General features: G+C 69.3%; 23 protein-coding genes. 10 read left to right on the top strand and 13 right to left on the bottom strand.

From position 1 onward, the window contains the following. Positions 1–136: 136 nt before the first annotated feature. Positions 137–2,314: a HEAT repeat domain-containing protein gene (locus tag ACRWNM_RS07020; protein WP_431964700.1), complete on the bottom strand. Its 2,178-nt coding sequence runs from the start codon at positions 2,312–2,314 to the stop codon at positions 137–139. Between ACRWNM_RS07020 and ACRWNM_RS07015 the strand changes: the two genes are divergently transcribed. Together ACRWNM_RS07015 and ACRWNM_RS07010 are read left to right on the top strand one after the other, a co-directional pair. Then, positions 2,221–2,619 carry a DUF255 domain-containing protein gene (locus ACRWNM_RS07015; RefSeq protein ID WP_431964698.1) on the top strand — a complete coding sequence of 133 codons (399 nt, stop codon included), beginning with the start codon at positions 2,221–2,223 and terminating at the stop codon, positions 2,617–2,619. The genes ACRWNM_RS07020 and ACRWNM_RS07015 overlap by 94 nt on opposite strands. Positions 2,620–2,917: 298 nt before the next feature. Next, positions 2,918–4,972 carry a thioredoxin domain-containing protein gene (locus ACRWNM_RS07010; RefSeq protein WP_431964696.1) on the top strand — a complete coding sequence of 685 codons (2,055 nt, stop codon included), beginning with the start codon at positions 2,918–2,920 and terminating at the stop codon, positions 4,970–4,972. A 157-nt stretch (positions 4,973–5,129) separates the two neighbouring features. On the opposite strand, the gene ACRWNM_RS07005 is transcribed toward ACRWNM_RS07010, so the two are convergent. Then, on the bottom strand, positions 5,130–5,537 hold the full coding sequence (locus ACRWNM_RS07005) for a MerR family transcriptional regulator (protein ID WP_431964694.1): 408 nt from the start codon (positions 5,535–5,537) through the stop codon (positions 5,130–5,132). A 49-nt stretch (positions 5,538–5,586) separates the two neighbouring features. On the opposite strand from ACRWNM_RS07005, the gene ACRWNM_RS07000 reads away from it, so the two are divergent. Further along, positions 5,587–6,468: an NAD(P)-dependent oxidoreductase gene (locus ACRWNM_RS07000; RefSeq protein WP_431964691.1), complete on the top strand. Its 882-nt coding sequence runs from the start codon at positions 5,587–5,589 to the stop codon at positions 6,466–6,468. 36 nt (positions 6,469–6,504) lie between these two features. Here ACRWNM_RS07000 and ACRWNM_RS06995 read toward each other — a convergent pair whose 3' ends face one another. Continuing rightward, positions 6,505–8,505: an adenylate/guanylate cyclase domain-containing protein gene (locus ACRWNM_RS06995; RefSeq protein ID WP_431964689.1), complete on the bottom strand. Its 2,001-nt coding sequence runs from the start codon at positions 8,503–8,505 to the stop codon at positions 6,505–6,507. A 227-nt stretch (positions 8,506–8,732) separates the two neighbouring features. Continuing rightward, the gene (gene trhA / locus ACRWNM_RS06990; protein ID WP_431965373.1) at positions 8,733–9,407 is read right to left on the bottom strand and encodes a PAQR family membrane homeostasis protein TrhA; all 675 of its coding nucleotides are present in this window, start codon (positions 9,405–9,407) and stop codon (positions 8,733–8,735) included. A 148-nt stretch (positions 9,408–9,555) separates the two neighbouring features. Here trhA and ACRWNM_RS06985 point away from each other — a divergent pair, with 148 nt between their 5' ends. Both ACRWNM_RS06985 and ACRWNM_RS06980 read left to right on the top strand, forming a co-directional pair. Beyond that, positions 9,556–10,344: an isoprenyl transferase gene (locus ACRWNM_RS06985; protein ID WP_431964687.1), complete on the top strand. Its 789-nt coding sequence runs from the start codon at positions 9,556–9,558 to the stop codon at positions 10,342–10,344. A 29-nt stretch (positions 10,345–10,373) separates the two neighbouring features. Beyond that, positions 10,374–10,985, top strand: coding sequence for a hypothetical protein (locus ACRWNM_RS06980; protein ID WP_431964685.1), 612 nt, complete (start codon positions 10,374–10,376; stop codon positions 10,983–10,985). A gap of 4 nt (positions 10,986–10,989) precedes the next feature. Here the strand turns inward: ACRWNM_RS06980 and ACRWNM_RS06975 are convergent, their stop codons facing one another. Beyond that, positions 10,990–11,229, bottom strand: coding sequence for a hypothetical protein (locus ACRWNM_RS06975; RefSeq protein ID WP_431964683.1), 240 nt, complete (start codon positions 11,227–11,229; stop codon positions 10,990–10,992). A gap of 206 nt (positions 11,230–11,435) precedes the next feature. Further along, complete coding sequence (coaA, locus tag ACRWNM_RS06970) at positions 11,436–12,368, bottom strand: type I pantothenate kinase (RefSeq protein WP_431964681.1); 933 nt, start codon at positions 12,366–12,368, stop codon at positions 11,436–11,438. A 181-nt stretch (positions 12,369–12,549) separates the two neighbouring features. Here coaA and ACRWNM_RS06965 point away from each other — a divergent pair, with 181 nt between their 5' ends. Then, positions 12,550–13,746 (top strand): DUF885 domain-containing protein, encoded by a 1,197-nt coding sequence (locus ACRWNM_RS06965; RefSeq protein WP_431964679.1) that lies wholly within the window; start codon positions 12,550–12,552, stop codon positions 13,744–13,746. 248 nt (positions 13,747–13,994) lie between these two features. Here ACRWNM_RS06965 and ACRWNM_RS06960 read toward each other — a convergent pair whose 3' ends face one another. Next, positions 13,995–14,435: a nitroreductase family deazaflavin-dependent oxidoreductase gene (locus ACRWNM_RS06960; protein WP_431964677.1), complete on the bottom strand. Its 441-nt coding sequence runs from the start codon at positions 14,433–14,435 to the stop codon at positions 13,995–13,997. A gap of 11 nt (positions 14,436–14,446) precedes the next feature. Further along, positions 14,447–14,899: a PaaI family thioesterase gene (locus tag ACRWNM_RS06955; RefSeq protein ID WP_431964675.1), complete on the bottom strand. Its 453-nt coding sequence runs from the start codon at positions 14,897–14,899 to the stop codon at positions 14,447–14,449. Positions 14,900–14,993: 94 nt separating this feature from the next. Here ACRWNM_RS06955 and ACRWNM_RS06950 point away from each other — a divergent pair, with 94 nt between their 5' ends. Both ACRWNM_RS06950 and glyA read left to right on the top strand, forming a co-directional pair. Then, positions 14,994–15,551 (top strand): TetR/AcrR family transcriptional regulator, encoded by a 558-nt coding sequence (locus ACRWNM_RS06950; protein WP_431964673.1) that lies wholly within the window; start codon positions 14,994–14,996, stop codon positions 15,549–15,551. 55 nt (positions 15,552–15,606) lie between these two features. Further along, on the top strand, positions 15,607–16,902 hold the full coding sequence (gene glyA, locus ACRWNM_RS06945; RefSeq protein ID WP_431964671.1) for a serine hydroxymethyltransferase: 1,296 nt from the start codon (positions 15,607–15,609) through the stop codon (positions 16,900–16,902). Positions 16,903–16,991: 89 nt separating this feature from the next. Here glyA and ACRWNM_RS06940 read toward each other — a convergent pair whose 3' ends face one another. Then, on the bottom strand, positions 16,992–17,924 hold the full coding sequence (locus ACRWNM_RS06940) for an alpha/beta hydrolase (RefSeq protein ID WP_431964669.1): 933 nt from the start codon (positions 17,922–17,924) through the stop codon (positions 16,992–16,994). A gap of 79 nt (positions 17,925–18,003) precedes the next feature. Beyond that, entirely contained in the window at positions 18,004–19,041 is a 1,038-nt protein-coding gene (locus ACRWNM_RS06935) for an SDR family oxidoreductase (protein WP_431964667.1), read from the bottom strand. A gap of 102 nt (positions 19,042–19,143) precedes the next feature. Between ACRWNM_RS06935 and ACRWNM_RS06930 the strand changes: the two genes are divergently transcribed. Continuing rightward, positions 19,144–20,013: a helix-turn-helix domain-containing protein gene (locus ACRWNM_RS06930; RefSeq protein ID WP_431964665.1), complete on the top strand. Its 870-nt coding sequence runs from the start codon at positions 19,144–19,146 to the stop codon at positions 20,011–20,013. A gap of 65 nt (positions 20,014–20,078) precedes the next feature. Here the strand turns inward: ACRWNM_RS06930 and ACRWNM_RS06925 are convergent, their stop codons facing one another. From ACRWNM_RS06925 to ACRWNM_RS06915, 3 genes are all read right to left on the bottom strand, one after another. Further along, complete coding sequence (locus ACRWNM_RS06925; protein WP_431964663.1) at positions 20,079–20,816, bottom strand: ESX secretion-associated protein EspG; 738 nt, start codon at positions 20,814–20,816, stop codon at positions 20,079–20,081. Beyond that, entirely contained in the window at positions 20,816–22,372 is a 1,557-nt protein-coding gene (locus ACRWNM_RS06920) for a hypothetical protein (protein ID WP_431964661.1), read from the bottom strand. The genes ACRWNM_RS06925 and ACRWNM_RS06920 overlap by 1 nt, the downstream gene beginning before the upstream one ends. Positions 22,373–22,458: 86 nt before the next feature. After that, on the bottom strand, positions 22,459–23,640 hold the full coding sequence (locus ACRWNM_RS06915; protein ID WP_431964659.1) for an FAD-dependent monooxygenase: 1,182 nt from the start codon (positions 23,638–23,640) through the stop codon (positions 22,459–22,461). 112 nt (positions 23,641–23,752) lie between these two features. Between ACRWNM_RS06915 and ACRWNM_RS06910 the strand changes: the two genes are divergently transcribed. Next, complete coding sequence (locus ACRWNM_RS06910; RefSeq protein WP_431964656.1) at positions 23,753–24,508, top strand: TetR/AcrR family transcriptional regulator; 756 nt, start codon at positions 23,753–23,755, stop codon at positions 24,506–24,508. Positions 24,509–24,526: the final 18 nt, after the last annotated feature.

Raw genomic sequence — 24,526 nt, 5'->3', positions numbered from 1 at the left:
AGCGAGAACCAGCGATCCCCAGACCTCAGTCAGGACCTGACGACTTGCGGGGACACCGACCGCCCATCGTCGTGCGCGCGCTGATTCGGTCTCGATCGGTTTCGACCGGAGGAGGTCCCGGCGGTGGCCGAGCGCCTCAGGCGGCGAAGATCGCGTCGAGTGCGCGTCGACAGGCGTGGCAGAGCTCGATGTCGGCGGGCACGCTGCCCGGACGGCGGCGAGGTCGAGCCAGTTCGGCGGCCAGCAGGGGTGCGGCGGCCCGCGCGGCGGGTCCGATCTCGGCGAAGCACTCCGCCGCGACCGTCAGCCAATGCGGCCGTGGCTCGGTGCCGGAAGTGTCGGGATCGGCGGGCTCTCCGGCGCTCAGATCGAGCAGCAGAGTCAGCGTTGGTTCGGGGTCTGCGGTGACCCGCCACAACGCGATGGCGGCGGCGGTCGTCGCCCACCGGTCCGTGTCGAGGTCGATGAGCCGACGCAACGCCGGGGCACAGTCGCCTGCCGCGAACCCCAAGGTCCCGGCGACCTCGATGGCATGAGCGCGAAGCTTCACCGCGCGCACGGCGTCATCGTCATCCGCCAGCACCGCGTGCAATTGCGCCAGCGCTGGTTCGGGATCGCCGGTGAACCGCCACAGCGCGACCGCGGCGTCCAAACGAACTCTGGGGCGGTCGTGATCCAGGAACCGGCGTACCGTCTCGACGGTCGACCGCGCGCCCACGCCGAGTTGGCCCAGCACCTCGACCAACTCCGCTTTCCTGTCCGACAGCATGCCCGCGATGTCCGGGGCGGCCGCCGCGGCCGGTTCGCCGATCGCCCCGAGTGCGCGCGCCAACCGGTAAGCCCGCATGTCCAGGTAGGGGTCCGCTGGATGAGTATGCGTATGGACCATACGGTCTCGGATGAGCGGCACCAGCTCGATCGCATGCGTGCCGAGAGGCGCCAGGATTTCCTCGAGCCGATCCGGTGTCTCGTCGAGTTCCAATGCCCAGCGCACCGCGGGCACCGCGCGTGCGTCGCCGGTGTTGGCGGCGGCCCGCAGCAGCGGACCGGGCTGGTTCAGCATGGGGAGCTCGGTATGCAGTGACAGCCACGGAAGTTCCAGCGGCTGTGGGAATCTCGTCGCCTGCCCGTGCCATTCGGTGACCCGCTCATAGCGCTCGAGTTGTTCGAGAATGCGGTCGATCACGGGTGCGGCTGCCGTTCCGAGACGAGCGAGCACCTGTGCGGCGGCGAACCAGGTTCCCGAGTCCGCCAACTGGTCGGTGATGGCTTCGAGCAACTCCACGTGATCCGTGCGCCAGGTGCGGATCAGGTCCTCGGCCAGCTCGCATGCGAAACCCCGGGCGGTCGGCAGTTCGCTGCCGATCAGGCCCCGGACGAGGTCGAATTGTTCCTCGGGCCGCGAGGCCATCCGTGTGTAGACAGTTCTGATCGGCCACACATCCCTTCGCGTGTGAAGGGTCTCGGCATGATCTCCTGAAGGCTCCAGAATCCGATGTGCGGCACCCATCACGATCGGTACCACGCGGCCGGGGAGTGCCTGCGGGTCCGCGGCCAGAAGGTGGTCCAACGCCGTCAGGTGATCTATCGGATCTTCGCTTGCGCAGAGCAATTCGGCGAACCATTGCGGAATTCCCAGACGAGCCGCCTGTTCCGGCCGGTACAGCGCGATCGCGCCGATGACCCCGATCATCGCGACTCTGATCTTCGAATCGGGTTCGAAGCCGAGTCGCGCCTGTAGTGCCGGGACCACCGTTGCCCACTGCTCTTCGCAGACAGTGAGTACCCGAACGACGGCCACGCGGATGTCCGCGTCGGTATCGTCGAGGAGATCGAGCAACTCCCGCAGTGCGCGGCCGATGGCCCGGCGGACTTCCTGCCGGTTCCGCAACGCGACACTGGCTGACAGTTCGGTATCGGACCAGAGTCGGAACGGCTGTTCCTCGTCCTCGTCCTCGTCCTCGCCCACGAGCGCGAGCGCGGCGATGAGCCGTAGCATCCTGAGCCGGTCGGGTCCAAAGGGCCGTGCTGCCAATTCGAGCAGAAACGGCGTACACAACGCCGCCAATCGCGCAGCGCGGGATTCATCGACGGGCGACCGTTCGAAGTCGTGGTCGTAGTCGTACTGATAGCCGTAGTCGTCGTCGTAGACCTTGCCGTCCGGATGCAGCTGATCCTCGAGCTCCCGCAGCGCCTCCGTGCGCTCGAAGTCATCTCCCGATGCGACCTCGCGCAACAACTCGGGAATGCCGGTATCCGATCCGTAACGAACATCCACCGACTCCCAGTCGACATCATCCAATTCGGCGGACACCCAGCACCTCCATGCGTGTACTTCCCGGACCCGAGATGTTTGCCGTCACTGTAGAGCCGCACGGTGACAACAACTTTCGATCACAGGGCCGACTCCGTACCGGGTGGCATGGTGAACCGATCGGCCAGCGTGACCGCGCGATTCTGCGTCAGCACGTGGACAACCTGGTGGACTGGAGGTCGTGGGATGCCGATGCCTTGGCCGAGGCAGGGTGCCGCGACATGCCGATCCCGCTGTCCATCGGCGACGCGAGCTGCCACTTGTGCGGCATGTGCCGCTGTTCGGTCGGCCGTCGTTGTCCGTGATGGGGATCGTCCGGCCCGGAAGCCCGTCGCGCCACCGGCAGCGCGGTGCGGTCCGTCGCCCGACCTCCAGGCACCCGAGCGAGCCCGGGGCGGAGACGCTCCGCACCGGCCCGCCTTCAGGAGCTGGGGCTGCGGCCGGACGGTTCGCTCGCCGCCCCGCGCCCGGTGGTGAGCAGCCACAGCGCCACCCGCATGGCGAGCTCCACCAGAAACGGTGGCGAGAGGGACGGGGAACATCGGTTGCGCGGGGCTGTGTGTGGACCGGTTCGTATGCCCGCCGGTGTGGCAGGCTGGAGTCGTGAACCAGTTGGCCAGCGCGACGTCCCCTTATTTGCGTCAGCACGCCGATAACCCGGTTGATTGGCGGCAATGGGATGCCGAGGCGCTCGCGGAAGCGCGGCGGCGCGACGTGCCGATCCTGCTCTCGATCGGCTACGCCTCCTGTCACTGGTGCCACGTGATGGCGCACGAGTCGTTCGAGGACGAGGCGACCGCCGCGCTGATGAACGACCACTTCGTCTGCGTGAAGGTGGACCGCGAGGAGCGGCCCGACCTCGACGCGGTCTATATGAACGCCACCGTCGCCATGACCGGTCAGGGCGGCTGGCCGATGACCAGCTTCCTCACCCCCGACGGCGAGCCGTTCTACTGCGGCACCTACTACCCGAAGCATCGGCGCGGCGGGATGCCCTCGTTCGCCGAGGTGCTCACCGCCGTCGGCGACACCTGGCGCAACCGGCGCGAGGATGTCGACAAGGCGTCGGCGCAGGTCGCCGAGGCCCTGCGGGCGCAGGCCGCCGGTCTGCCCGACGCCGATCTGACCCTCTCCGCCGCGCTGCTCGACCACGCGGTGGCGGCGGTGCTGCGCGACGAGGACGCCGAGCACGGCGGGTTCGGGAGGGCGCCGAAGTTTCCGCCGTCCGCGCTGCTCGAGGGGCTGCTGCGCAGCTGGGAGCGCACGGGCGACCAGGCCGTGCGCGATGTCGTGCAGCGCGCGGCCGACGCGATGGCGCGCGGCGGCATCTACGACCAGCTGCGCGGCGGTTTCGCCCGCTACTCGGTCGACAATCGCTGGCTCATACCGCATTTCGAGAAGATGCTGTACGACAACGCGCAATTGCTGCGCGGCTACGCGCATCTGGCGCGTCGCACGCCGCACGCGCAAGACTCGCTCGCGCTGCGTATCACCTGCGAGACCGCGCACTTCATCCTCGACGATCTCGGGACCGAGCACGGCGGGTTCGCCTCCGCGCTCGACGCCGACACCCATCTCGAACCGGGCGGCCCCGGCGTCGAGGGCGCGACCTACGTGTGGACGCCCGCGGAACTGGTCGGCGCGCTCGGTCCCATCGACGGCGCTTGGGCCGCAGACGTTTTCGGCGTGACGACGGCGGGGAACTTCGAACAGGGCACCTCGGTGCTCACCCGCTACCGCGATCCGCGGGACGCGGCCGAGCAGGAGCGGTTCGACCGGATCAGGGAGACGTTGCGCACCGAACGCGGCCGTCGCCCGCAGCCCGCCCGCGACGACAAGGTGGTCACCGCGTGGAACGGCATGGCGATCACCGCGCTCGCCGAGGCGGGTTCGGCACTCGGACGGCCGGATTGGGTGGCGGCCGCTGATCGCTGCGCGCGGTTCCTGCTCGCCGAGCACGTGGTCGACTGGCGGGTGCGGCGGGCCTCGCTGGGCGGTGCGGTCGGCGCTTCGGCGGGCGTGCTCGAGGACTACGGCTGGCTGGTCACCGGCCTGCTCGCGCTGTATCAGGCCACCGGCGATCCGGAGCGGCTCGATCAGGCGCAGCGGCTGCTGGACACCGCCGTCGAACGCTTCGCCGATGCCGAGGCGCCCGGCAGCTGGTTCGACACCGCCGACGACGCCGAAACCCTCGTCGCCCGTCCGCGCGACCCGATCGACGGCGCCACCCCGGCCGGTGCGTCGGCACTCGCCGAGGCGCTGCTCACCGCCGCCGCGGTCAGCGATGTCGAGCGGGCGGCGCGCTACCGGGAACTCGCGGAAACGACGCTCCGGCGCGGCGCGGTCGTGCTCGCTCGCGCGCCGCGCTCGGCGGGCCAGTGGCTCACCGTGGCGGAAGCCGCCCTGCGCGGTCCGGTCCAGATCGCCGTCGCCGCGGTGGCAGAGAATGCCGACACCGCAACGGAATTGCTCGCCGTGGCGCGCGAGCTCGCGCCTGGCGGCTCGGTCGTTCTGGCCGGAGCGCCGGATTCCGCACCGCTGCTCGTCGATCGGCCGTTGGTGGCGGGCGCAGCGGCGGCCTATGTCTGCCGCGGGTCGGTCTGCGACCTGCCGGTCACCACGGCAGAGGATCTGCGGGAGTCGCTGGCCCGCAGCTGAATTCGTACGGGCGACTCCGAATCACTGTGCCGCTCACCATCGCCCGGCGCGGTGGCTGCCGGATGCCGTCGGCGCGAACGCGCCCGGCTTCGGCAGACCGCGGTGCGCTCGAAGGTGAAGTTCGGTGCGGTGGTGAATGTTCCGGCGCGCAAGCTGCTCAGGCGGGGACGCGCTGCACGGCGGCATCGTCGAAGGGCGGATAGTTGTCGCCGCCCATGCGCTCGGCCGCGTCGATGTAGCCGGTGAGCGCGTCGCGGGATCGAGCGAGCCGGTCCATCTGATCGTTCAGTCGCTTCAGCCGGGAACGCATCGCGGCCAGCAGCTCGGGACACCCGGGCAGCTCGGGGGCCTCGCCGACCGCGCAGGGCAGCAGATACGCGATGTCCTCGGACGACAGACCCGCACGGAGCAGGTGCCGGATCTGCTTCACCCGCAGCACGGCGCTCTCGTCGAACTCGCGGTAACCGTTCGCGCCGCGATCGGCCTCCAGCAGACCCTGCGCCTCGTAGTAGCGCAACTGGTGAGCGTTGACGCCCGTCCGACGACTCAGTTCCCCGATTCGCATCGAATCCTCGCTTGACCTTCACACCGGTATCAACGATGACGATGCTGCCATGAACAACACCGAAACACCCGTGACAGTCATCGGACTCGGACTGATGGGGCAGGCGCTCGCGGGCGCGTTCCTGAAAGCCGGGCATCCCACAACCGTGTGGAACCGCACGACCTCGAAGGCCGACCGGCTGGTGGCCGAGGGTGCACGGCTGGCGCCGACGGTCGCCGACGCGCTCGCGGCGAGCTCCTTGACGATCCTCTGCGTCACCGACTACCAGGCGGTGTACGAACTGCTCGGCGGCAGCGAAATCGACCTGGACGGAACGACAGTGATCAACCTGACCTCGGGCAGCTCGGCCCAGGCCAGGGAAGCCGCCCGATGGGCCGGGGAGCGCGGCGCCAACTACCTGGACGGCGCCATCATGGCCATCCCGCCCGCGATCGGCACCGCCGAGGCGGTGATTCTGCACAGCGGGCCGCAGCCGGACTTCGACGCGCACAAGCCGACACTCGACGCGCTCGGCACCGTTGCCTATCTCGGTGCGGATCACGGGCTGGCGTCCCTGTACGACGTGGCGGGCCTGGCCATGATGTGGAGCGTCTTGAACGCTTGGCTCCAGGGCACCGCGCTGCTCAGGACGGTCGGTGTCGACGCGGCGACCTACGCGCCGTTCGCGCGGCAGATCGCCGCCGGTGTGGCCGAGTGGCTGCCCGGGTATGCCGAGCAGATCGACAACGGGTCTTTCCCGGCCGAAGTGTCCGCGCTGGAGACCGACGCGCGGGCGATGGCGCACTTGATAGAGGAGAGCGAGGCGGTGGGTGTCAACGCCGAACTGCCGAAGTTGATCAAGGCGATGGCCGACCGCGCGATCGCCGCCGGGCACGGCGGTGAGCAGTATCCGGTGCTGATCGAAGAGTTCGGCAAACCTCGCAGCGCCTGACCGATACCGCCGCCGGGATCGGCCGCGCGCGCCCGGCTACTCAGCTTCCGTTGCGGCGCTTCGTATTTCGGCAACGGCGCTGATCGGTGCCGGATCGTCGGCGTTATCGGCGGCGGGCTCGGGTTCGGGTGCGGTGTTGGCGACCGGTTCCGGGGCGGAGTCGCCAGTCGCACCGCTGTCAGCGCCGCCGGGTGCAGGTTCCGGAGTGGCATTGGTGAGCGCGCGGTCGTCGGCGCTTTCGGGCGTGGGTTGCGGGGTAGTGTTGTCGGACGCGCGGCTGTCGGCGCTCCCGGGTGTGGGTTCCGGGGTGATGCGGTTGGGCACGCGGCTTTCGTCGCGGCCGAGTGTGGGTTCCGGGCCGTCGTCGCCCAGGGGCGTGGGGTGCTTGGCATCGGACGGCACGCGGTCCTCGACGTCGTCGAGTGCGGGTTCGAGCGTGGTGTTGTCGGACGCGCGGCTGTCGGCGCTCCCGGGTGTGCGTTCCGGGGTGATGCGGTTGGGCACGCGGCTTTCGTCGCGGCCGAGCGCGGGTTCCGGGGCATCATCGCCCTGGATCGCGGGTTGCTCGGTGTCGGTCCAGCAGGCTGTCGGTTCCTGCATGCCGCGCAGCAGGATGTTGTCGTACAGGGTCCACTGCTCGCGCTCGTGCGGGGCCGCGGCCTCGATCACCGCGCCGCTCACCAGGATTCGGCGGGGCGCCTCCTTGGCCTCGGTGGTCAGGCGGGCGGCCTCGTTGACCGCGTCGCCGATGACGGTGAACTCCAGGCGGGTGTCGGTGCCGACGTCCCCCGCGAAGACCTGGCCGTGCGCGACGCCGATGCCGATGTCCAGCTCGCCGCTCGCGGTCACCTCGTCGCGGATCCGGCGGGCGGCGCGGAGCGCCGGAGTCGCGTTGTCCCGCAGCGCGATCGGCGCGCCGAAGATGCACAGCGCGGCGTCGCCCTCGAATTTGTTGACCAGTCCGTCGTTGTCCTCGGTCGCGGCGACGACGATGGAGAGCAGCCGGTTCAGCTTGGCGACGAACTCCTGCGGCGGCAGGCCGGTGGACAGCGCGACCGATCCGGTCACGTCCACGAAGAGCGCGGAGACGATCCGCACGTCACCGGTCAGGTCCATGCCTCCGGTGAGCGCCCGCTCGGCCACTTGCGCGCCGACGTGCCTGCCGAACACCGCGCGCATCCGTTCGCGTTCGCGCAGGTTCGCGGCCAGCTCGTTGACCGTGTGCTCGAGCCGCCCGATCTCGCTGCTGCTGCCGACCGGCACCCGGACGTTCGTCTCGCCCCTGCTGATCAGATCCAGCGCCAGCCGCAGCGTCCGCATCGGGCTCGCCACCGCGCGGGCCAAGATGGCGGTGGCCAGCGCGCCGACGCTGATGCCCACCGCGGACAGATAGATGGCGGTGCGGATGCGGTCCGACGCGGGCGTGGCCGGGTCGGCGAGTACCGCGATCAGCATGGCGAGCGGCATGGCCCCCGCGACCGCCCACGTGACGACGACCCGCATGAGCACCGAGGAACTCCAGTGCATGGTGTCGCTCAGCACGGCGGACACCACCGGAATGGTCGGCCGGATCAGCCGGTCCACGATCAGGAAGGTCACCGCCGCCGACTGCAACGCGCCGAGGGTGAACAGCGCCGCCGTCACGCCGGGTGCGTCGATCTCGGTCAGGTGGGTGAAGGTGGCCGTCACCACGATCACGCCCGGTATCCAGAGGGCGAGCGCCCGGACGGTGATCGCGATCGGCAGCCGCAGCAGTCTGCTCGCTTCCTCGGGCGTCGGCTTGCGGGTCTGGTCTAGCCAGCCGAAGTATTTGCCCCGGTCGCGCATCGCCAACCCGACACCGGCCAGGAGTCCGATCAGCGGATAGATCGCGACCAGGGCCATGGTGCGCATCCAGTCCGCACCGAGCCTGCCGAAGAACCCGCTCAGCCACAGCCCGGTGACGATCACGGCGAGACCGCTGAGGTTCGCGGTGATGACCACCGCCGACAGACCCCAGCGGGCCTTCAGCGCCCAGACGACGAGCTTGGCGATCACGACGCGCGACCACCCGCCGAGAACGTCGACCGGGTACAGGCGGCGAGAAGTGACACGAAAGAGCAGCTTATCCGGCCGAATCTCGGCGGAGGGGCGGCAATGCGAAACTCACGCAGCTCCGACAACTCAGCGCGGCGCTCTCGACGACCCGGCGAGCTCCAACGGCTCAGCGCAGCGCCGACGACCGCTCAGCGCGGCTCCCGACGACTAAGCGCAGCTTCGACAACTCAGCGCAGCACCACCAACCAGATCGCGATGTAGTGGCTCAGCGCCGCGAGCACCGTCGCGGCGTGGAAGAACTCGTGATGCCCGAAGACCGTCGGCCACGGATTGGGCCACTTGGTGGCGTAGAGGATGGCGCCGCCGCTGTAGATCAGCCCGCCGATCAGTAGCAGGATCAGCGGCGCGATGCCGATCTGGTCGTTGAGCTGCCCGGCCACCGGCACGATCGCCCAGCCGAGCAGCAGATACAGCGGTACGCCGACCCAGCGTGGCGCGGTCGGCCACAGGAGTTTCAGCGCGACGCCCGCGAGCGCGCCGGCCCAGACCACCGCGAGCAGCGTCTGCCCGGTGCTTCCCGGCAGGCCGAGCAGCGCGAACGGGGTGTAGCTGCCCGCGATGAACAGGAAGATCATCGAGTGGTCCGCGCGCTTCATCCTGATGCGGGTGCGCGGGGTCTGCCACGTGATGCGGTGGTAGACGGCGCTGATGCCGAACAATCCGCACACCGTGAGGCCATACACCAGGGTGGACCAGCCCGCCGTCGCGGACACGGTGGCCGCCTCGGCGACCAGTGTGATCCCCGCGATCGCGGCGATGCCGACCGCCCAGGTGTGGATCCAGCCGCGCATCCGCGGCTTCACCAGCGCGACGAGCGCCTCCGCCGGAGAGGTTCCGACCAGCTCCGCGTCGGCGGCGCCGACAGATTCGGACACGTGAGTGACCTCCTAGTTAACTGGTGAGTAACCTACGCGACCGTAGGTTGACTCCGGCTGTCACTGTACCGGGGAATCGCGGCCGATGCCGTGATCGTGCCTTCGAGGCGTACTGTTGGACGCCGTGGAGCTTCGGAGCCGGGTGCGTGGTCTGCCCTACCGCATCTACGAGGCCCGGCTGTCCAAGCAGCTGGCCGATAAACAACACCCACGCCACGTCGCGGTCATGTGCGACGGCAATCGCCGGTGGGCCAGGGAGAACGGTTTCACCGACGTGAGTCACGGCCACCGCGTCGGTGCGCTGAAGATCGCGGAGCTGGTCGGCTGGTGTTCGGACGAGGGCATCGAGATGGTCACCGTCTACCTGCTCTCGACCGAGAATCTCCAGCGTGACCCCGACGAGCTGGAAACGCTGTTCGAGGTGATCACCGATGTGGTCGAGGAGCTCTCGGCGCCCGAACGGGATTGGAGCGTGCGGATCGTCGGTTCGCTCGACGGGTTTCCCGAGCTGATCGCCAAGCGGTTGCGGACCGCGGCGGAAGGCACCGAGGGGCGCAAGGGCGTGCACGTCAATGTGGCGGTCGGATACGGCGGGCGTCAGGAGATCACCGACGCGGTGCGGTCGCTGGTGCGCCAGGAGATGGCGGCGGGGGAGACCGGCGAGGATCTGGTGCAGTCGATCACCGTCAACGCCATCGGTCAGCATCTGTACACCTCGGGTCAGCCGGATCCGGATCTGGTCATCCGCACCTCGGGTGAGCAGCGGCTTTCGGGCTTCCTGCTGTGGCAGAGCGCATACTCGGAGATATGGTTCACCGAGGTCTACTGGCCCGAGTTCCGCCGGGTGGATTTTCTCCGCGCCTTGCGCGATTACGCGGCTCGACATCGCCGTTTCGGGGTCTGAAACGGCCACCTTCCAGTACCGTCCGGTCTGTGCATGTTCTGACGCAGACCCCGCCGGCGCCCGCCCCGGCGCCGAACGGTGACGGACCGGGTCGGCAGATCGGTTACGAGGAGTTCGGCCGCCGCTTCCTCGAGTACGCCGTGTCCGAGGAACGCGTCGCCGCCGCGTTCGGCGAGCTGACCGGCGCGGCATTCGATGTCGGCCCCTTGCGGGTCGGCCCGGCGCGGCTGGCCAAGGTCGTCGCCCATGTGCGCCTTGGCATTCCGCGCGTGCACCGCCGCCTCGACGAGGTCATCACCTTCGAACTGGTCCTCCCGCTGCGCGTCGGCATTCTCGTCGACCTCGGCATCGATCGGCACCGCTTCGAGGTGGACGGCACGGTTCACCTGCACCTCACCGCCCGCACCGCCGAGCCGCTCCGGGTCCTCATCGACATCGCCGAACCTCGCCGGCGCGACGTGCACGTCAACGTGGCCGCGGGCACCAAACGCGCCCAACTCCTGCGCGTCCTCGTCGGCGTCGACCACGAGATCCGCCGCTTCGTCGCCCGCTACATCGCCACCGAAATCCGCAAACCCCACATCGCGGCGGTGCTCGACATCGATGTGGCGAGCCGGTTGGACCAGGCCTGGCGGTTGTAGGGGTTTACAGACCCAAGAAGATGCTGGCGAAGACCGCGGTCCACGCCCAGACCCCCGCCACGAATGCGACGGCTTCGTCGCGAGCGCGTGGAAACTTCCACCACACAACAGCCGAAATCAGCGGTGCCGCAAGCGCCACCGTGCGCCAGTTCCACGGGTAGGGAATCAGCTCGTGGTCAGGGAAGGTGCCGATGTACACGCCCATGAACGGATATGCCGCAGCGAAGGCGGCCGGAATCGTCAAGAATCGCCACCACGTCAGAGATTGCACAGTACCCCCCGTTGTGCCCCCGCATCGATCGCCCCGATACTAGCTTGCCGCGTGCAGGCTGGAAACCCTTGGGCAGCAAGGAGATAGGCGATAGGAACTAGGGGCTGGGGGATTGCAGCTGTTTGCTACTGGCTGGATGGTACTCCCGTTCGCAGCGTAACCCGTTGTGGGGAGGTGATTTACAACTTCCGAAGCCGGAGGCGGTTGATGCTGTGGTCGGCGTCCTTGCGGAGGACGAGGGTGGCGCGGGGGCGGGTGGGGAGGATGTTCTCGACCAGGTTGGGGCGGTTGGTGGAGTTCCAGATCTCTTTGGCGGTGGCGGTCGCCTGGTCGTCGGTGAAGCCCGCGTAGTGGTGGAAGTGGGCGTTGGGGTCGGCGAAGGCGGTCTTGCGCAGGGTGAGAAACCTTTGCACATACCACTTTTCGATGTCCTCGATACGCGCGTCGACGTAGATGGAGAAATCGAACAGATCCGAAACCATCAGGCGCGGACCGGTTTGCAGCACATTCAGTCCCTCGACGATGAGGATGTCCGGCTGACGCACGCAGTGCAATTTGCCGGGCACGATGTCGTAGGAATTGTGCGAATACACCGGGGCGCACACCTCGGGCGCACCCGATTTCACCTCGGTGACGAAGCGCAGCAGTTTGCGCCGGTCGTAGCTCTCCGGAAAACCCTTGCGGTGCATGATGCCGCGCCGGGTGAGTTCGGCGGTGGGGTAGAGGAACCCATCGGTTGTGACCAAATCCACACGCGGATGGTGATCCCAGCGGGCCAGCAACGCCTGCAGCACACGCGCAGTAGTCGACTTTCCGACCGCGACGCTGCCCGCGACGCCGATCACGAACGGCACCTGCTGATCCGGGTGCTTCTCCCCGAGGAAGGTGGCGGTGGCGGCGAACAGGCGCTGCCGGGCGGCCACCTGGAGGTGGATGAGACGAGCGAGCGGCAGATAGACCTCCGCGACTTCCTCGAGGTCGATCTGTTCGCCGAGGCCGCGCAGGCCGATCAGTTCTTCCTCGGTGAGCACCAGCGGAGTCGATTTGCGCAGCGTTCGCCACTGCTTACGGTCGAATTCCACATAGGGGCTCGGCTCGCTCATTCGTGCCACTTACCCGACGCTCCATTTCGGCAAACACGCACACAAGCCGGTTCGGCCCTGTGAGATTCGATCTAGCTCTCGCCGCATGGTCGAATTCTCCTCCGCTTCACCATTGTGTGAAACGGGGGGTGCCGCTACCGGCTGGTAACCACCTCGATACCGTGCGCGGTACCCGCTAGTGTCGGCTGGCATGGAAGCGCATCCGCTCGTCACCGAGTACCTGCGACTCGGCCTGGCCTTCGACCGGCTCGAGGAAGGTTTCGTCGACGCCTACACCGGCGATCCGCGGCTGCGTCGCGAGGTGGACAACGCCCCCGCACCCCAGCCCCGCGACTTGGCCCGGCGCGCCGCCGACCTGCGCGCGGCGCTGCCCGACGCGGGTCTCGCGCCGGAGCGCACCGAGTTCCTCGACGTGCACCTGCGCGCGCTGGAGTGCTCGGGTCGCAAGTTCGCCGGCGAGAACATCGGCTTCGTCGACGAGGTGCGCGCCTACTTCGACGTCGACATCGCGCCAGGCGACACTGAGGCCTATCGCGACGCGCACCGTCAGATGGACGAGGTGCTCGCGGGCGACGGACTGCTGGCCGAGCGGGTCGCCGCACACCGCAAGGCCGACGAGATTCCGCCGGAGCGGCTGCGCGACTGTGTCGAGGCATTCTCCGGCGCGCTGCGCGAGCTGGTGCGCGAACGCTATCCGCTGCCCGACCACGAGCACGTCACCTACGAGGTGGTCGGCGACAAGCCGTGGTCCGGATTCAATTACTACCTGGGCAACTACCGCTCCACGGTCGCGATCAACTCCGATCTGAAGCAGCACATGGCGAACCTGCCGCACCTGATCGCGCACGAGTCCTACCCCGGCCACCACACCGAGCACTGCCGCAAGGAGGCCGGTCTGGTGGCGGCCGGGCAGGCCGAGCAGACCTTGTTCGTGGTCAACACGCCCCAGTGTCTGATGGCCGAGGGCCTCGCGGATCAGGCGCTGCGCTCGATCGTGGGGCCCGGCTGGGGCAAGTGGGCGCAGGAGATCTACGCCGACCTCGGTCTGCGTTTCGACGGCGACCGCGCCGAGCGCCTGTCGACGGCCTCGGCCAAGCTGCTCTCCGTGCGCCAGGACGCGGCCCTGCTGCTGCACGATCGGCGCCGCGACGAGACCGAGGTCGCGGAGTTCTTGCAGCGGTGGAATCTGGTGACGCCGGAGCGGGCGCGTCAGTCGCTGCGGTTCCTCTCCTCGCCGCTGTGGCGCGCCTACATCAGCACCTATGTCGAGGGATATCGCCTGCTCGGCGGCTGGCTGGACCGCGCCGTCGACGCGGACGACCGCGCCGACCGTTTCCGGCGACTGCTCGACGAGCCGCTCACCCCCGGCGCACTGCGCGAAATGTGAACGGCAAGGTACGGCGTGGGCGCGCGGTTCGTCACTGAATGACCGCGCACCCCTCGCCGGAGGAAAGGGAACACATCAGCAGGGACAGCGTCCGCAGCAGCGCTTCGATCGGGTTGCTGGGGACGGAGGCGAGATGAAGCACGGTGATCTCCTCGGTGACTCGACGGGGACGACGTCACCTGTGAAACCGGTCCGCCCCATCCGCCTCGTTACGCTCCGAGCTGCCCCCAAAAGCGTTGGCAGGGAGCTCAGGCCGCCGAGAAGGTGACGCGCACCGAGATCGGCTCGGTCTCCAGCGCCTTGATCGTCCACGCCAGGACCGGCCGGGCGATCCTGCCGGTGGCGAAGCTGCGTGCCCTGGCCACCACGTCGTCGTCGGGGACGAACGCCGCGGTTCCCGTGTACCAGCGGTCGCCGCGGCGCAGCCGGACCCGGGGGTCGGCGGTGATGTTGCGCGCCCAGCCCGCACGCGGTCCGTGCTGGCAGATGATCCAGGCGCCCGCGTCGTCGAACGACGCCGTCACCGGAACTCGCCGGGGCAGGCCGGTTTTCGCGCCGGTGGTCTCCAGCTCGGAGACCAGCGCGGTGCGGATGCCGAGCCGGTCGAGCGCCGCCACCGCGGGGTTCGCGATGTAGCGGCCGATCAGCCTCTCCCGCTTGAACTTTCGCAGGGTGTCACGTTCGGTCACGGCGATGCTCCTCAGCGGAAGATGACGCAGGTGGTGGTGGCGTGGGCGACGAGGCGGCCCTGGTCGTCGACGACGCGACCCTCGGCCGTCGCGGTGGTGCGACCGACGTGGATGGTGGTGCCGGTGGCGGTGAGCTTGCGGCCGTCGGTGGGCACCGAGCGGATGTAGTTGACCTTGAGCTCCAGCGTGCTGTAGCCGACGCCGGCTTCCAGGGTGCTGTGCACCGCGCAGCCCATCACGGAGTCGAGCAGCGTCGCGCAGATGCCGCCGTGCGTGCTGCCGAGCGGATTGGCGAACTCCTGGCGGGTCTGCAGGCTGAACACCACCTTGCCGTGCTCGAGCGTCTCGGCCTCCATGCCGAGCAGGTCGCCGATGAACGGCGGACGGTCCTTCAGCGTCATCGCGATCTTCAGCAATTCGAGGCCCGAAAGGCGGGCCGGATCGATCTGCGCGGGCGCATTCATGGATTTCCGTCCTTTCGATGAACCGATCGGTCCACATCTGTCATGATTGGAGCATGGACCGATCGGTTCACGCAAGCTGCCGGAGAGGAAGGTCATGACGCAGGGTCCGCGCGCGCGGTTGATCGAGGGCGCCATCGAACTGGTGCGTGAGCAGGGTGTGCACGGCGCAGGGCTGGCCGCGCTGCTCGACCGGAGCAATACCTCGCGCAACTCGCTCTACCAGCACTTTCCTTCGGGCAAGAGCGAGCTGGTCGCGACCGCGACCGAGGTGGCGGGCCGCAGGATGTCGGCCGTCATCGAAGCGCTGACCCGGACCGGCGAGCCGGAGGGCTGGGTCGGCGCGCTGGTCGGCTGGTGGAAGCAGGCATTGGAGTCCAGCGGCTTCGTCGCCGGTTGTCCGGTCGTCGGCGCCGCGCTGGCCGAATCCGAGCCCGGTGTGCAGGCCGCCGCGGGCATCGCCTTCGCGGGCTGGACCGAAGTGCTGGCCGCCGCCCTGACGAACCGCGGCGTCGACGCCGCGCGAGCGAGCTCACTGGCGAGCTTCGTGATCAGCGCCGTGGAGGGTGCGATCGTCCAGGCGCGCGCGACGAAATCGACCCGCCCGCTCGACGATGTACGGGACAACCTCGTGATCTTGCTCCGCGCCGGGTGAACGGACCGCCAACCCCCTGCCGGAAGCCCGACCAGGCCCCAATAGACTGAGGCCCGTGACGCAGACGACCGCCTCTGTCAATACCCAGTCCCTCGGTGAGCTCGATCCCGAGCTCGCTGCCGCGATGGCAGGCGAGCTCGCCCGCGAGCGCGACACCCTGGAAATGATCGCCTCGGAGAACTTCGTGCCGCGCGCCGTGCTGCAGGCACAGGGCAGCGTGCTGACCAACAAGTACGCCGAGGGCTACCCGGGCCGTCGCTACTACGGTGGCTGCGAGCACGTCGATGTCGTCGAGACCCTCGCCCGCGACCGCGTCAAGGAACTGTTCGGCGCCGAATTCGCGAACGTGCAGCCGCATTCCGGTGCGCAGGCCAACGCCGCGGTGCTGATGGCGCTGATGAACCCGGGTGAGAAGCTGCTCGGCCTCGACCTCGCGCACGGCGGTCACCTGACTCACGGCATGCGGCTGAACTTCTCCGGCAAGCTCTACGAGGTGCACTCGTACGGGGTGAGCAAGGAAGACCACCGCGTCGACATGGACGAGGTCCGCAAGATCGCGCTGGAGGCACAGCCGAAGGTGATCGTCGCGGGCTGGTCGGCCTACCCGCGTCACCAGGACTTCGCCGCATTCCGCGAGATCGCCGACGAGGTGGGCGCCTACCTGTGGGTGGACATGGCACACTTCGCCGGTCTGGTCGCCGCCGGTCTGCACCCCTCCCCGGTGCCCTACGCCGACGTCGTCTCCTCCACCGTGCACAAGACCCTCGGTGGTCCGCGTTCCGGCCTGATCCTGGCCAAGCAGGAGTTCGCCAAGAAGCTGAACAGCTCGGTGTTCCCGGGCCAGCAGGGCGGCCCGCTCATGCACGCCATCGCCGCCAAGGCCGCCGCGTTCAAGATCGCCGCCACCGACGAGTTCCGTGACCGCCAGGAGCGCACCCTCTCGGGCGCCAAGATCCTGGCCGAGCGCCTCAACGGCGCCGACGTCAAGGACAAGGGCATCAGCGTGCTCACCGGCGGCACCGACGTGCACCTGGTGCTCGTCGACCTGCGCAACTCCGCGATCGACGGCCAGCAGGGCGAGGATCTGCTGCACGAGATCGGTATCACGGTGAACCGCAACGCCGTTCCGTTCGACCCGCGCCCGCCGATGGTCACCTCCGGCCTGCGCATCGGCACCGCCGCACTGGCCACCCGCGGCTTCGGCGACGCCGAGTTCACCGAGGTCGCCGACACCATCGCCACCGCACTGGTCGGCGGCTCCGACGTCGAGACCCTGCGCGGCCGCGTCACCAAGCTGGCCCAGAGCGTGCCGCTCTACCAGGGCCTGGAGGACTGGCGCCTGCTCGGCTGAGCCGTGCCTTTGGCGAACGCCCTCACGGGACACCGTGGGGGCGTTCGCCTTTCGCTGCGCTGTCGGAACTGACGCGGGATCGCCGTGGGTCACGCTGACCGTGGTGGCGTGGCTGCTGTGTTGCTGCTGCGGATGTGTTGGGTCAGGAAGAGGGCTGCGCGCTCGAGTGCCTGGTCGGCTTCGTCGAGAACGCCGGCGTAGGACTGGAAGACGTGGGGCACGTCGGCGGTGATGTCGAGGATCACGTTCACGCCGGCGTCGCGGGCGCGAGCGGCCATACGGGTCGAGTCGTCCAGGAGGACCTCGTTGGTACCGGCCTGGAGGAGCATCGGCGGGAGACCTGTCGGGTCGGCGCACAGGGCCGGGCTCGCCATCGGCTGGTGTGGGTCCTGCCCGGCGAGGTAGAGGGGGGCGATGGTTTCCTCGAGGTACTCACGGGTGAAGATCGGGTCGATACCTGCTTTGGTGTCCATGCTCTCGCCCGACCCGGTGGCGTCGAGGGATGGGGAGAAGGCGACGATCGCGGCGGGTAGCGGGAGTCCTGCGTCGCGGGCGGCGAGGCAGGTGGTGACGGTGAGGCCGCCGCCGGCGGAGTCTCCGGCGAACGCGATGGCCGAGGGATCGTGCCCGCTGTCGAGGAGGGCGCGGTAGGCGCTGAGTGCGTCGTCGATCGCGGCTGGGAGCGGGTGCTCAGGGGCGAGCCGGTAGTCCAGTGAGTACGACCTGAACCCGGTCTTGGCCACGAGGTTCCCGGTCAACGAGAGCGCGGTCTGGGGGGAACCGGCCACCCAGCCGCCGCCATGGAAGTACAGGATCGTTGCGGGGCGTGGGTTGTTGTCCGGCTCGACGTGCAGTGCGGGTCGGTCACCGAGCGTCGTCCGCGTGGTGCGGAGGCCACCCGGGATGATCATCTGGTCCATCGTCGCCTTGAATCGGTCTCGGAACGCCTCGACCGATTGCGGGCCTTGCGGTCGGGGCTGTCGGAGCATCGCGTCGAGCCGGGCGCGTTGTTGCTTGCTCATGCGGGTCGTTCCTGTCGGTTGCCGGCGCTGGTGGCGGCGGTGCAATTTGTGTGCAGCCAGGGCGCCGGGGCGGTCCTCTTCACTGCTTTTTCACCAGGTTTTTCGCTGTCATGCTCTGCGCGGCGGTGATGATGGCGTCCTCGGGGTTGCGCGTCCGCCAGCCCAGTACGCGGCGGGCCTTCTCGTTGGAGGTCTTCTTGGCGTAGCCGAGGTCGGGCGCGACAGAACGCAGTTGTGTGGAGAACACGGCGCCGATCCGCACGATGATGTTCGGGATGTTGCGGGTCGGGACGTTGTCGGCTGCGTCGCCGAGGTGTGCCCTGATGATGGCGGCGATCTCCTTCATCGGGATCGCCGGCCCGTTCGAGAGCAGGAAGCGCTGGCTGGCGGCCTCCGGCGTCGTCATCGCCAGGATATGTGCCGCGGCCACGTCGCGTACATCGACGATCGGGATGAAAAGGTTTGGGAGACCAGGCATTTCGCCGCCCAGTAGCGCCTGGATGAGGTGGTTCGAACCCGAGACGTCCGCGCCCATGACAGGCCCCATCGTTGCGACGGGGAGCAACGTGGACAGTTCCATCGAACCCCCCTCGGCGTCGATGAAGTCCCAGGCGGCACGCTCGGCGAGGGTCTTGCTCTTGGCGTACGCGTCGACGCCGGGGCCGTTGAGGAGGGTCCAGTCGGCCTCGGTGAAGACGTGGCCGTCGTGCGGGTGGCCCCAGCTGACGGCGTGGAACGCGGAGGTGAGGACGACGCGCTCGACACCGGCGTCGCGGGAGGCGCGCAGGACTCGCAGGGCGCCTTCGCGGGCGGGGAGGACCAGGTCGTCCTCGATGTGGACGTGTCCGGGTTGGACGGGGGAGGCGACGTGCAGTACGAAGTCGACGTCGGCGACGGCTTCGGCCCAGCCGGCGTCGTCAGTGAGGTCGGCGGCGGCGAAGCTCAAGTTGTCGCCGCTCGCCATGCCCGCGTCGGTGAGCACGGATCGCACAGCGGGCTCGCGGCGCAGGGACCTGACCGTGGTGCGCACGCGGTAGCCCTGTTCGAGGAGTTGGAGAATGCAGTGACCGGCGATGAAGCCCGATCCGCCGGTGACAAGCACGAGTTGCTGGGTCATAACCGCCATGTTCCGTGTCGGGCAGGCCGACAGCCAGCGCCTTCGCGTTCCTGGGGGTGTCAGGACCAGTCACGTTCCGGCCTCGCGGATTACGGTGGGGACGTGACCGGTGAACAGAACTTGCTGGGCGATTACCTGCGCGCCCGCCGCGAGCTCGTGACCCCTGAGCAGGTCGGGATCCCCGTCCTGGGTGTGCGGCGGGTCCCCGGCCTGCGCCGCGAGGAGGTCGCCATGCTCGCCGGCATCAGCGCCGACTACTACCTGCGCCTCGAGCAAGGCCGCGACCGCAAGCCTTCGGTCCAGGTCCTCGAATCCATCTCCCGCGTACTGCAACTCGACGAGGACACCAGCGCTTACCTGCTCGGGCTCGCCGCCGACAAGCCCCGACGCCGGCGGCGACCGGTCAAGGAGACCGTGCCGCCCAGCATCGTGAAGCTTCTGGGAACTCTTCCGCTGCCAGCGTTCGTGGAAGGGCGCTACCTCGACGTCCTCGCCGCCAATCCCCTGGCCACGGCGCTGTCGCCGCGCCTCACGGTCGGAGCCAACAGGCTGCGCGACGTGTTCCTCGACCCCGCCGAGCGCTCCCTGTTCCCGGACTGGGAGATCGCCACCGAGGGTCTGATCGCGGGCTTCCGACAGTCGGTCGGCACCGACATCGACGATCCCCGCTTCATCGAGCTCGTCGGCGAACTTTCCCTCGCCAGCCCCCGCTTCCTCCGGCTCTGGGCCCGGCACGACGTCAAACCGCGACAGGGCACGCTCATGCGCTTCGACCACCCCCAGGTCGGCCGCCTGGTTCTCAACCGCGAGAAGCTCCTCATCACCAGTACCAACGGAATGATGCTCGTCATGTACCACGCCGACACCGGAAGCGACGACGCCGACAAACTCGCGATCCTCGCCTCCGCCACCCTGCCCCCAGCAACAGCTCGTGACGTGGCCACCGACAAGAGCGCCGACGCAGCTACCTGACCCGGCTGTCGACCGAGGCCATCGCACTGGTCGTCACGATTGCGGACGGGCTCGGTGACGAATGGCTACCCGTCCATGCGGGCCCGCGCTCGGATGATCGATTCGTCCAGGTAGCGGCCGATGTCGGCGCTGGAGCCGGGGCGGATCATGAGGGCGCGGTTGGCGGGGATCTCGCAGTAGCGCCCGTCGTCGGTGTCGATCCAGCGGAGTTTGCCGGTGCGCAGTGGGTCGGCGTTGCGGGGGCCGAGCAGAACGGTGACGGTGCCTCGGGTGGTGCACGACTGCCGCCAGAAGCGGCGGTAGCGGTCCCGGGTCCCGGCGGCCGGTGCCGAGCCGAAGGGGTCGGGGCGGTCGTCGGCGAGATCGTCCAGGAGATAGGTCCTTTCGGCGACGGTCCCCGGTTCGTGGTCGGGAAGCAGCCGGACGAGTTCGGTGGCGAGCTGGTCGGTTCGGCAGCGGCGCAGGCGGATCTTCCCGCCGTCGGGCGCCGGGTTCTGCAACGCGACGACGCCGGAACCGCCCCGGTGCGCGCAGCCAATGGCGCGCAGCTCGGCGCCGCCCCGCCGGTTGTCGATGCCGAAAAGCTCGATGCGCCAATCGGGTCGGGCCAGCACACCGATGGCGCGGCGCAGCGGCATGTGCTCGTCGTGATCCAGCTCGGTGCGGAAATCGCGCTGGAAGGCCTGGTACTCGCGGAGGCCGGGGTAGCGGCTGGTGAAGCGGAAGGGGAAGGGCATCCGATCCAGACCGGTGCCGAACCACACCGCCGCGAACTGTTCGGCCGAGAGTGTCCACTGCGCCATCAGTCGGCTCCCAAAGCGGGCGGGACGGTCTTGGGCGTCTCGCCGATCAGTTCTTGGCCGTGCTCCTCGGAACGCAGGTACCGCGCCGTCCGGTGTTCGCCGTCCTCCTCGGTGCGGGTCCGGGGAGCGGACGGCATCACGCCCGCGTAGCCGGTGGCACCGGGAGCGCCCGGACGGGCCGGAACGCCCGACGGCGGTGCGGAGTTCGGGGCGGCCGCGGGTTGGGCGGGTACCGAGGAGCCGGGCCCGGGTGGCGGCGTCGCCGGAGCGCTGGTGGATCCGAGTGGGACGGGCGCGGCGGGTCGGGCGGAGGTTTCGTGGAGCGTGGCGGAAGCGAGGGGAGACGGCGGACTCGCGACGGGGGATGCGCCGAGCGGGGCGGTGGGTGCGAGGGGAGTGGTCGGCGTCGAGAAGACAGGTGCGGGGGAAGGCGTGGGTGACGAGGAAGGTGCGGGCGAGGGGGACGGCGGTGCCGATGGGGTGCTTGTCGGCGACGAGACAGACTGCGCGGCGACGGAATCCGTATCGGCATGCGGTTGAGCGTTCGCGCCGGGTGACGGTTCCGATTCGTCTCCCTGGCCGGTCTCCGGCTTGGTCACCGCCGACCCGTGCGCTCCGGTATCCGAAGGCGGTCCGCCCTCGGGCTCGCCTCCACCACCGGGTCGGTTTCCGGTATCGGGCGGCGGCGCGTCGCCCTCGGGCTGCGCATGGGACTCGGGCGGTTTGCCGGGCTCCGGTTGCGCACCAGGGTCGGACTGTGCGCCGTTCCCCGGTTGCGCACCGCTCCAGATCGGGTCTCCCGCCTCCGGTCGGGCTCCGTTGCCGGTTCGATCACCCTGTGCACCCGCACCGGGCTGAACCCCGGTGGATGCCTGCCCGTCGGCCCCTTGTCCCGACGACGTCGACGAGCCGACCACCTCGTCGCGATGCGACCCCGAAACCCCCTCCGCCGCTTCCGAATCGGTCACCGGATGCGCTCCATCCGGCCGCGCCGCCCCGGACGAGGACCCCGGACGCCCACCTCCGCCGAGCAGTCCGTCCATCATTCCCCCGCCGCTCGGACCCACCGGCGACGGCAGCGTCGGAATGCGCGGCGCCGTCGCGCCGTACGGCCGGATGTAGAGCCTGTGCATGTCGTCGCGCGCCTGCTCCTCGCGCCCGTTGCGCTCCTCGGGCGCCGTCGAATTCCCGGCCGCCGCATCCGGTATAGCCGCCTTGAATTCGGCGGCGGCGCTCCCCGCCGCCGTGAGTGGCTCGGATTGTCGGCCCAGCGCCGCCCCCAGTTCCCCCAGCTGCGCGACGAAGTCGCGGACGCCGCGCACCGCCGCATCGGCCGCCGCGCCCTCCCACCGCTGCTCGACCGCGCGTTGCAGCGCGGAGCCGAACTGTTCGCTCGCCGTGCCGACCGCGGCGGAGAGCGCGGACCATGAGGCGTGGGCGCTCGCCAGCCCGGCGGGATTCATTCGGTCCGCGGCTTGTTTGATCTCCGCGTGGGAAAAGCTCTGCGCGTTCTCGGGATTGGTGATCGCGCGGCCGTCGGTGCCATGCACTGCCATCGCGGTGGCCCCTTCCGTCAGTGCTGTTTGAACCTAATAGACGCGCCCGAGCCCGGCGCGGTTCCACCGAAACTCGCGAAATCCGTTCAGCGGGCGGCCAGCAGGGCGGGGTAGTCGCGCAGGTCGATGTCGTTGGCGGCGTTGTCGCCGTACTTCGTCATCAGCGAGAAGAGCCGCGATTCCAGGAACCAGTTGCGCAGCCGGATACCCAAAGCGGTGGTCGGCGCGAGGAACCGGCCTGCGCTGGAGTTGCCCGCGATCTTGGCGTATCGGCGCATGATCTCGTCGTAGCGCGCGAAGGCCGCGGCGTGGTCACCATCGGCGAGCGCGAGTTCGCCCGCGATCACGTACGCGCCGACCACCGCGAGCCCGGTTCCGAAGCCGCCCAGCGTGTTTCCGTACGCCGCGTCGCCGACGAGCGCGACCCGCCCCGCGGTGTAGCTGTCCATCCGCACCTGGCCCATCGAATCGAGGTACACGTCGTCGAACTCGGCGAGTTCGGCGAGCATCCGCGGCACCTCCCAGCCCAATCCGGCGTAGTGCTCGGCGATGATGCGCCGCTGGGCGTCGACGTCGTCGCGCGCGTATTCCAGTTCCGGTGCGGCGAACAGATAGAGCTGCTGTGCCTTGGAGCCGCCGCTGATCGCGAGCAGCCCGGGCGCGTTGTAGCCGAAGGCGACGGCGCGCTCGCGCGGCGTCGCCGAGTCGCTCCACGGGCTCGCGCCCGCGACGCAGTAGTAGTGCCCGAGGTGCCGCACGAAGTCGCGCTCCGGCCCGAACGCCAGACTCCGGACCCGGGAATGGATTCCATCGGCGCCGAAGACGAGATCGAAGGTGCGCGCCGGTCCGCGCTCGAAGGTCACCTGCACGCCGTCGGCGGTCTCGGTGAGTCCGGTGATCGAATCCCCGAAGACGTATTCGCAGTCGCTCGCGCTGCGGCGGTACAGGATTTCGGCCAGGTCGCCGCGCAGGATCTCGACGTCGCCGCCGGTGAAATCGCCGGACATGACGGCCAGCCGCGTGCCGCGCTCGTCGACGAACACGACGTCCGAGGCGCCGGTGCGGTGCGCCTGGATCTCGTCCCAGACGCCCATCTGCTCCAGCACGGTGCGATGCGTGCGGCCCTTGAAATCGATGGCCTGCCCGCCGGGGCGCGGCGCGGCGGCGCGCTCGACCACGGTGACGGCGAAGCCGTAGCGGCGCAGCCAGTACGCGAGCGAGGGGCCCGCGATCCCGGCGCCGGAGATGAGAACGGACAGGTTGCGCATGATCTCTCCTGAGATAGGAATTGCGTCCGACGTATTCTGTTTCCGGCGGACGCAGATCAGCGTATGGTAGACACAGTTCCGGGTCAACCCGTCAGTCCTGGAGGATTCGCCAATGCCGTCACCGACCACCGTCGAACTGCTGTGGGGGACCAGGCAGCCGCCGCGGCGCGGGCCCAAGCCCTCGCTCACGCTGGGCGGGATCGTCGGCGAAGCCATCGCGCTCGCCGATGCCGAGGGCTTGGCCAACCTGTCCATGCAGCGCCTCGCCGAGCGGCTCGGCTACACGAAGATGTCGCTGTACCGGTACGTGCCCGGCAAGGAGCAGCTCATCGCGCTGATGCTCGACGCCGCGATGGGCGAGCCGCCCGAACCGCCGGGGAACGCCTCCGGTCCCGAGCGCTGGCGGGCGGCCCTGCGCGCTTGGGCGCTGGCCATCTTCGAGCGCTACCGCGCGCACCCGTGGACGATCGAGGTCGCGGTCGGAGCGCGCCCGATCGGCCCCAACGAGATGGGCTGGCTGGAGGCCGCCGTGACCGCGATGGACGGCATGGGGCTCACCGGGCCCGAGCGGCTGGACACCGTGGTCCTGCTCAACGGCCACGTGCGCAGCCTCGCCCAGCAGGTCGGCGCCGTCGGCGACACGGATCTCGCCGAGCAGGTGGTCCGGCAGTTCGCCGAGACGATGGACGCGGCCGCCGATCGCTATCCCGCGGTCAAGGCGGCTTTCGCCGAGGAGGCGGCGCACCCGCCCTACACACAGGACCCGGGTGACGCACTCTCCTTCGGGATCGAGCGCGTCCTCGACGGCCTCGCGGTCCTGGTGGCGCGCCGGGCCGCCGACACCACAGCGGGCGGCCCGGCGGCATAGGTCCTCCGCCTTGCCAGG

Origin of the sequence: Nocardia sp. bgisy134, from assembly GCF_965341865.1 — a bacterium.
Lineage (GTDB): Bacteria > Actinomycetota > Actinomycetes > Mycobacteriales > Mycobacteriaceae > Nocardia.
The sequence above is the reverse complement of the archived record's forward strand: the minus strand, read 5'-3'. Positions and strand labels throughout refer to the sequence as shown.

Bases quoted from the DNA above. Each gene is read 5' to 3' on its own strand.
- ACRWNM_RS06965 (WP_431964679.1), top strand. From the start codon at position 12,550: ATGGAAGCGCATCCGCTCGTCACCGAGTACCTGCGACTCGGCCTGGCC.
- ACRWNM_RS06935 (WP_431964667.1), bottom strand. From the start codon at position 19,041: ATGACCCAGCAACTCGTGCTTGTCACCGGCGGATCGGGCTTCATCGCC.
- ACRWNM_RS06940 (WP_431964669.1), bottom strand. From the start codon at position 17,924: ATGAGCAAGCAACAACGCGCCCGGCTCGACGCGATGCTCCGACAGCCC.
- ACRWNM_RS06925 (WP_431964663.1), bottom strand. From the start codon at position 20,816: ATGGCGCAGTGGACACTCTCGGCCGAACAGTTCGCGGCGGTGTGGTTC.
- ACRWNM_RS06950 (WP_431964673.1), top strand. From the start codon at position 14,994: ATGACGCAGGGTCCGCGCGCGCGGTTGATCGAGGGCGCCATCGAACTG.
- ACRWNM_RS06910 (WP_431964656.1), top strand. From the start codon at position 23,753: ATGCCGTCACCGACCACCGTCGAACTGCTGTGGGGGACCAGGCAGCCG.
- ACRWNM_RS06920 (WP_431964661.1), bottom strand. From the start codon at position 22,372: ATGGCAGTGCATGGCACCGACGGCCGCGCGATCACCAATCCCGAGAAC.
- ACRWNM_RS07000 (WP_431964691.1), top strand. From the start codon at position 5,587: ATGAACAACACCGAAACACCCGTGACAGTCATCGGACTCGGACTGATG.
- ACRWNM_RS07015 (WP_431964698.1), top strand. From the start codon at position 2,221: ATGCGACCTCGCGCAACAACTCGGGAATGCCGGTATCCGATCCGTAAC.
- ACRWNM_RS07005 (WP_431964694.1), bottom strand. From the start codon at position 5,537: ATGCGAATCGGGGAACTGAGTCGTCGGACGGGCGTCAACGCTCACCAG.
- ACRWNM_RS06915 (WP_431964659.1), bottom strand. From the start codon at position 23,640: ATGCGCAACCTGTCCGTTCTCATCTCCGGCGCCGGGATCGCGGGCCCC.
- ACRWNM_RS06955 (WP_431964675.1), bottom strand. From the start codon at position 14,899: ATGAATGCGCCCGCGCAGATCGATCCGGCCCGCCTTTCGGGCCTCGAA.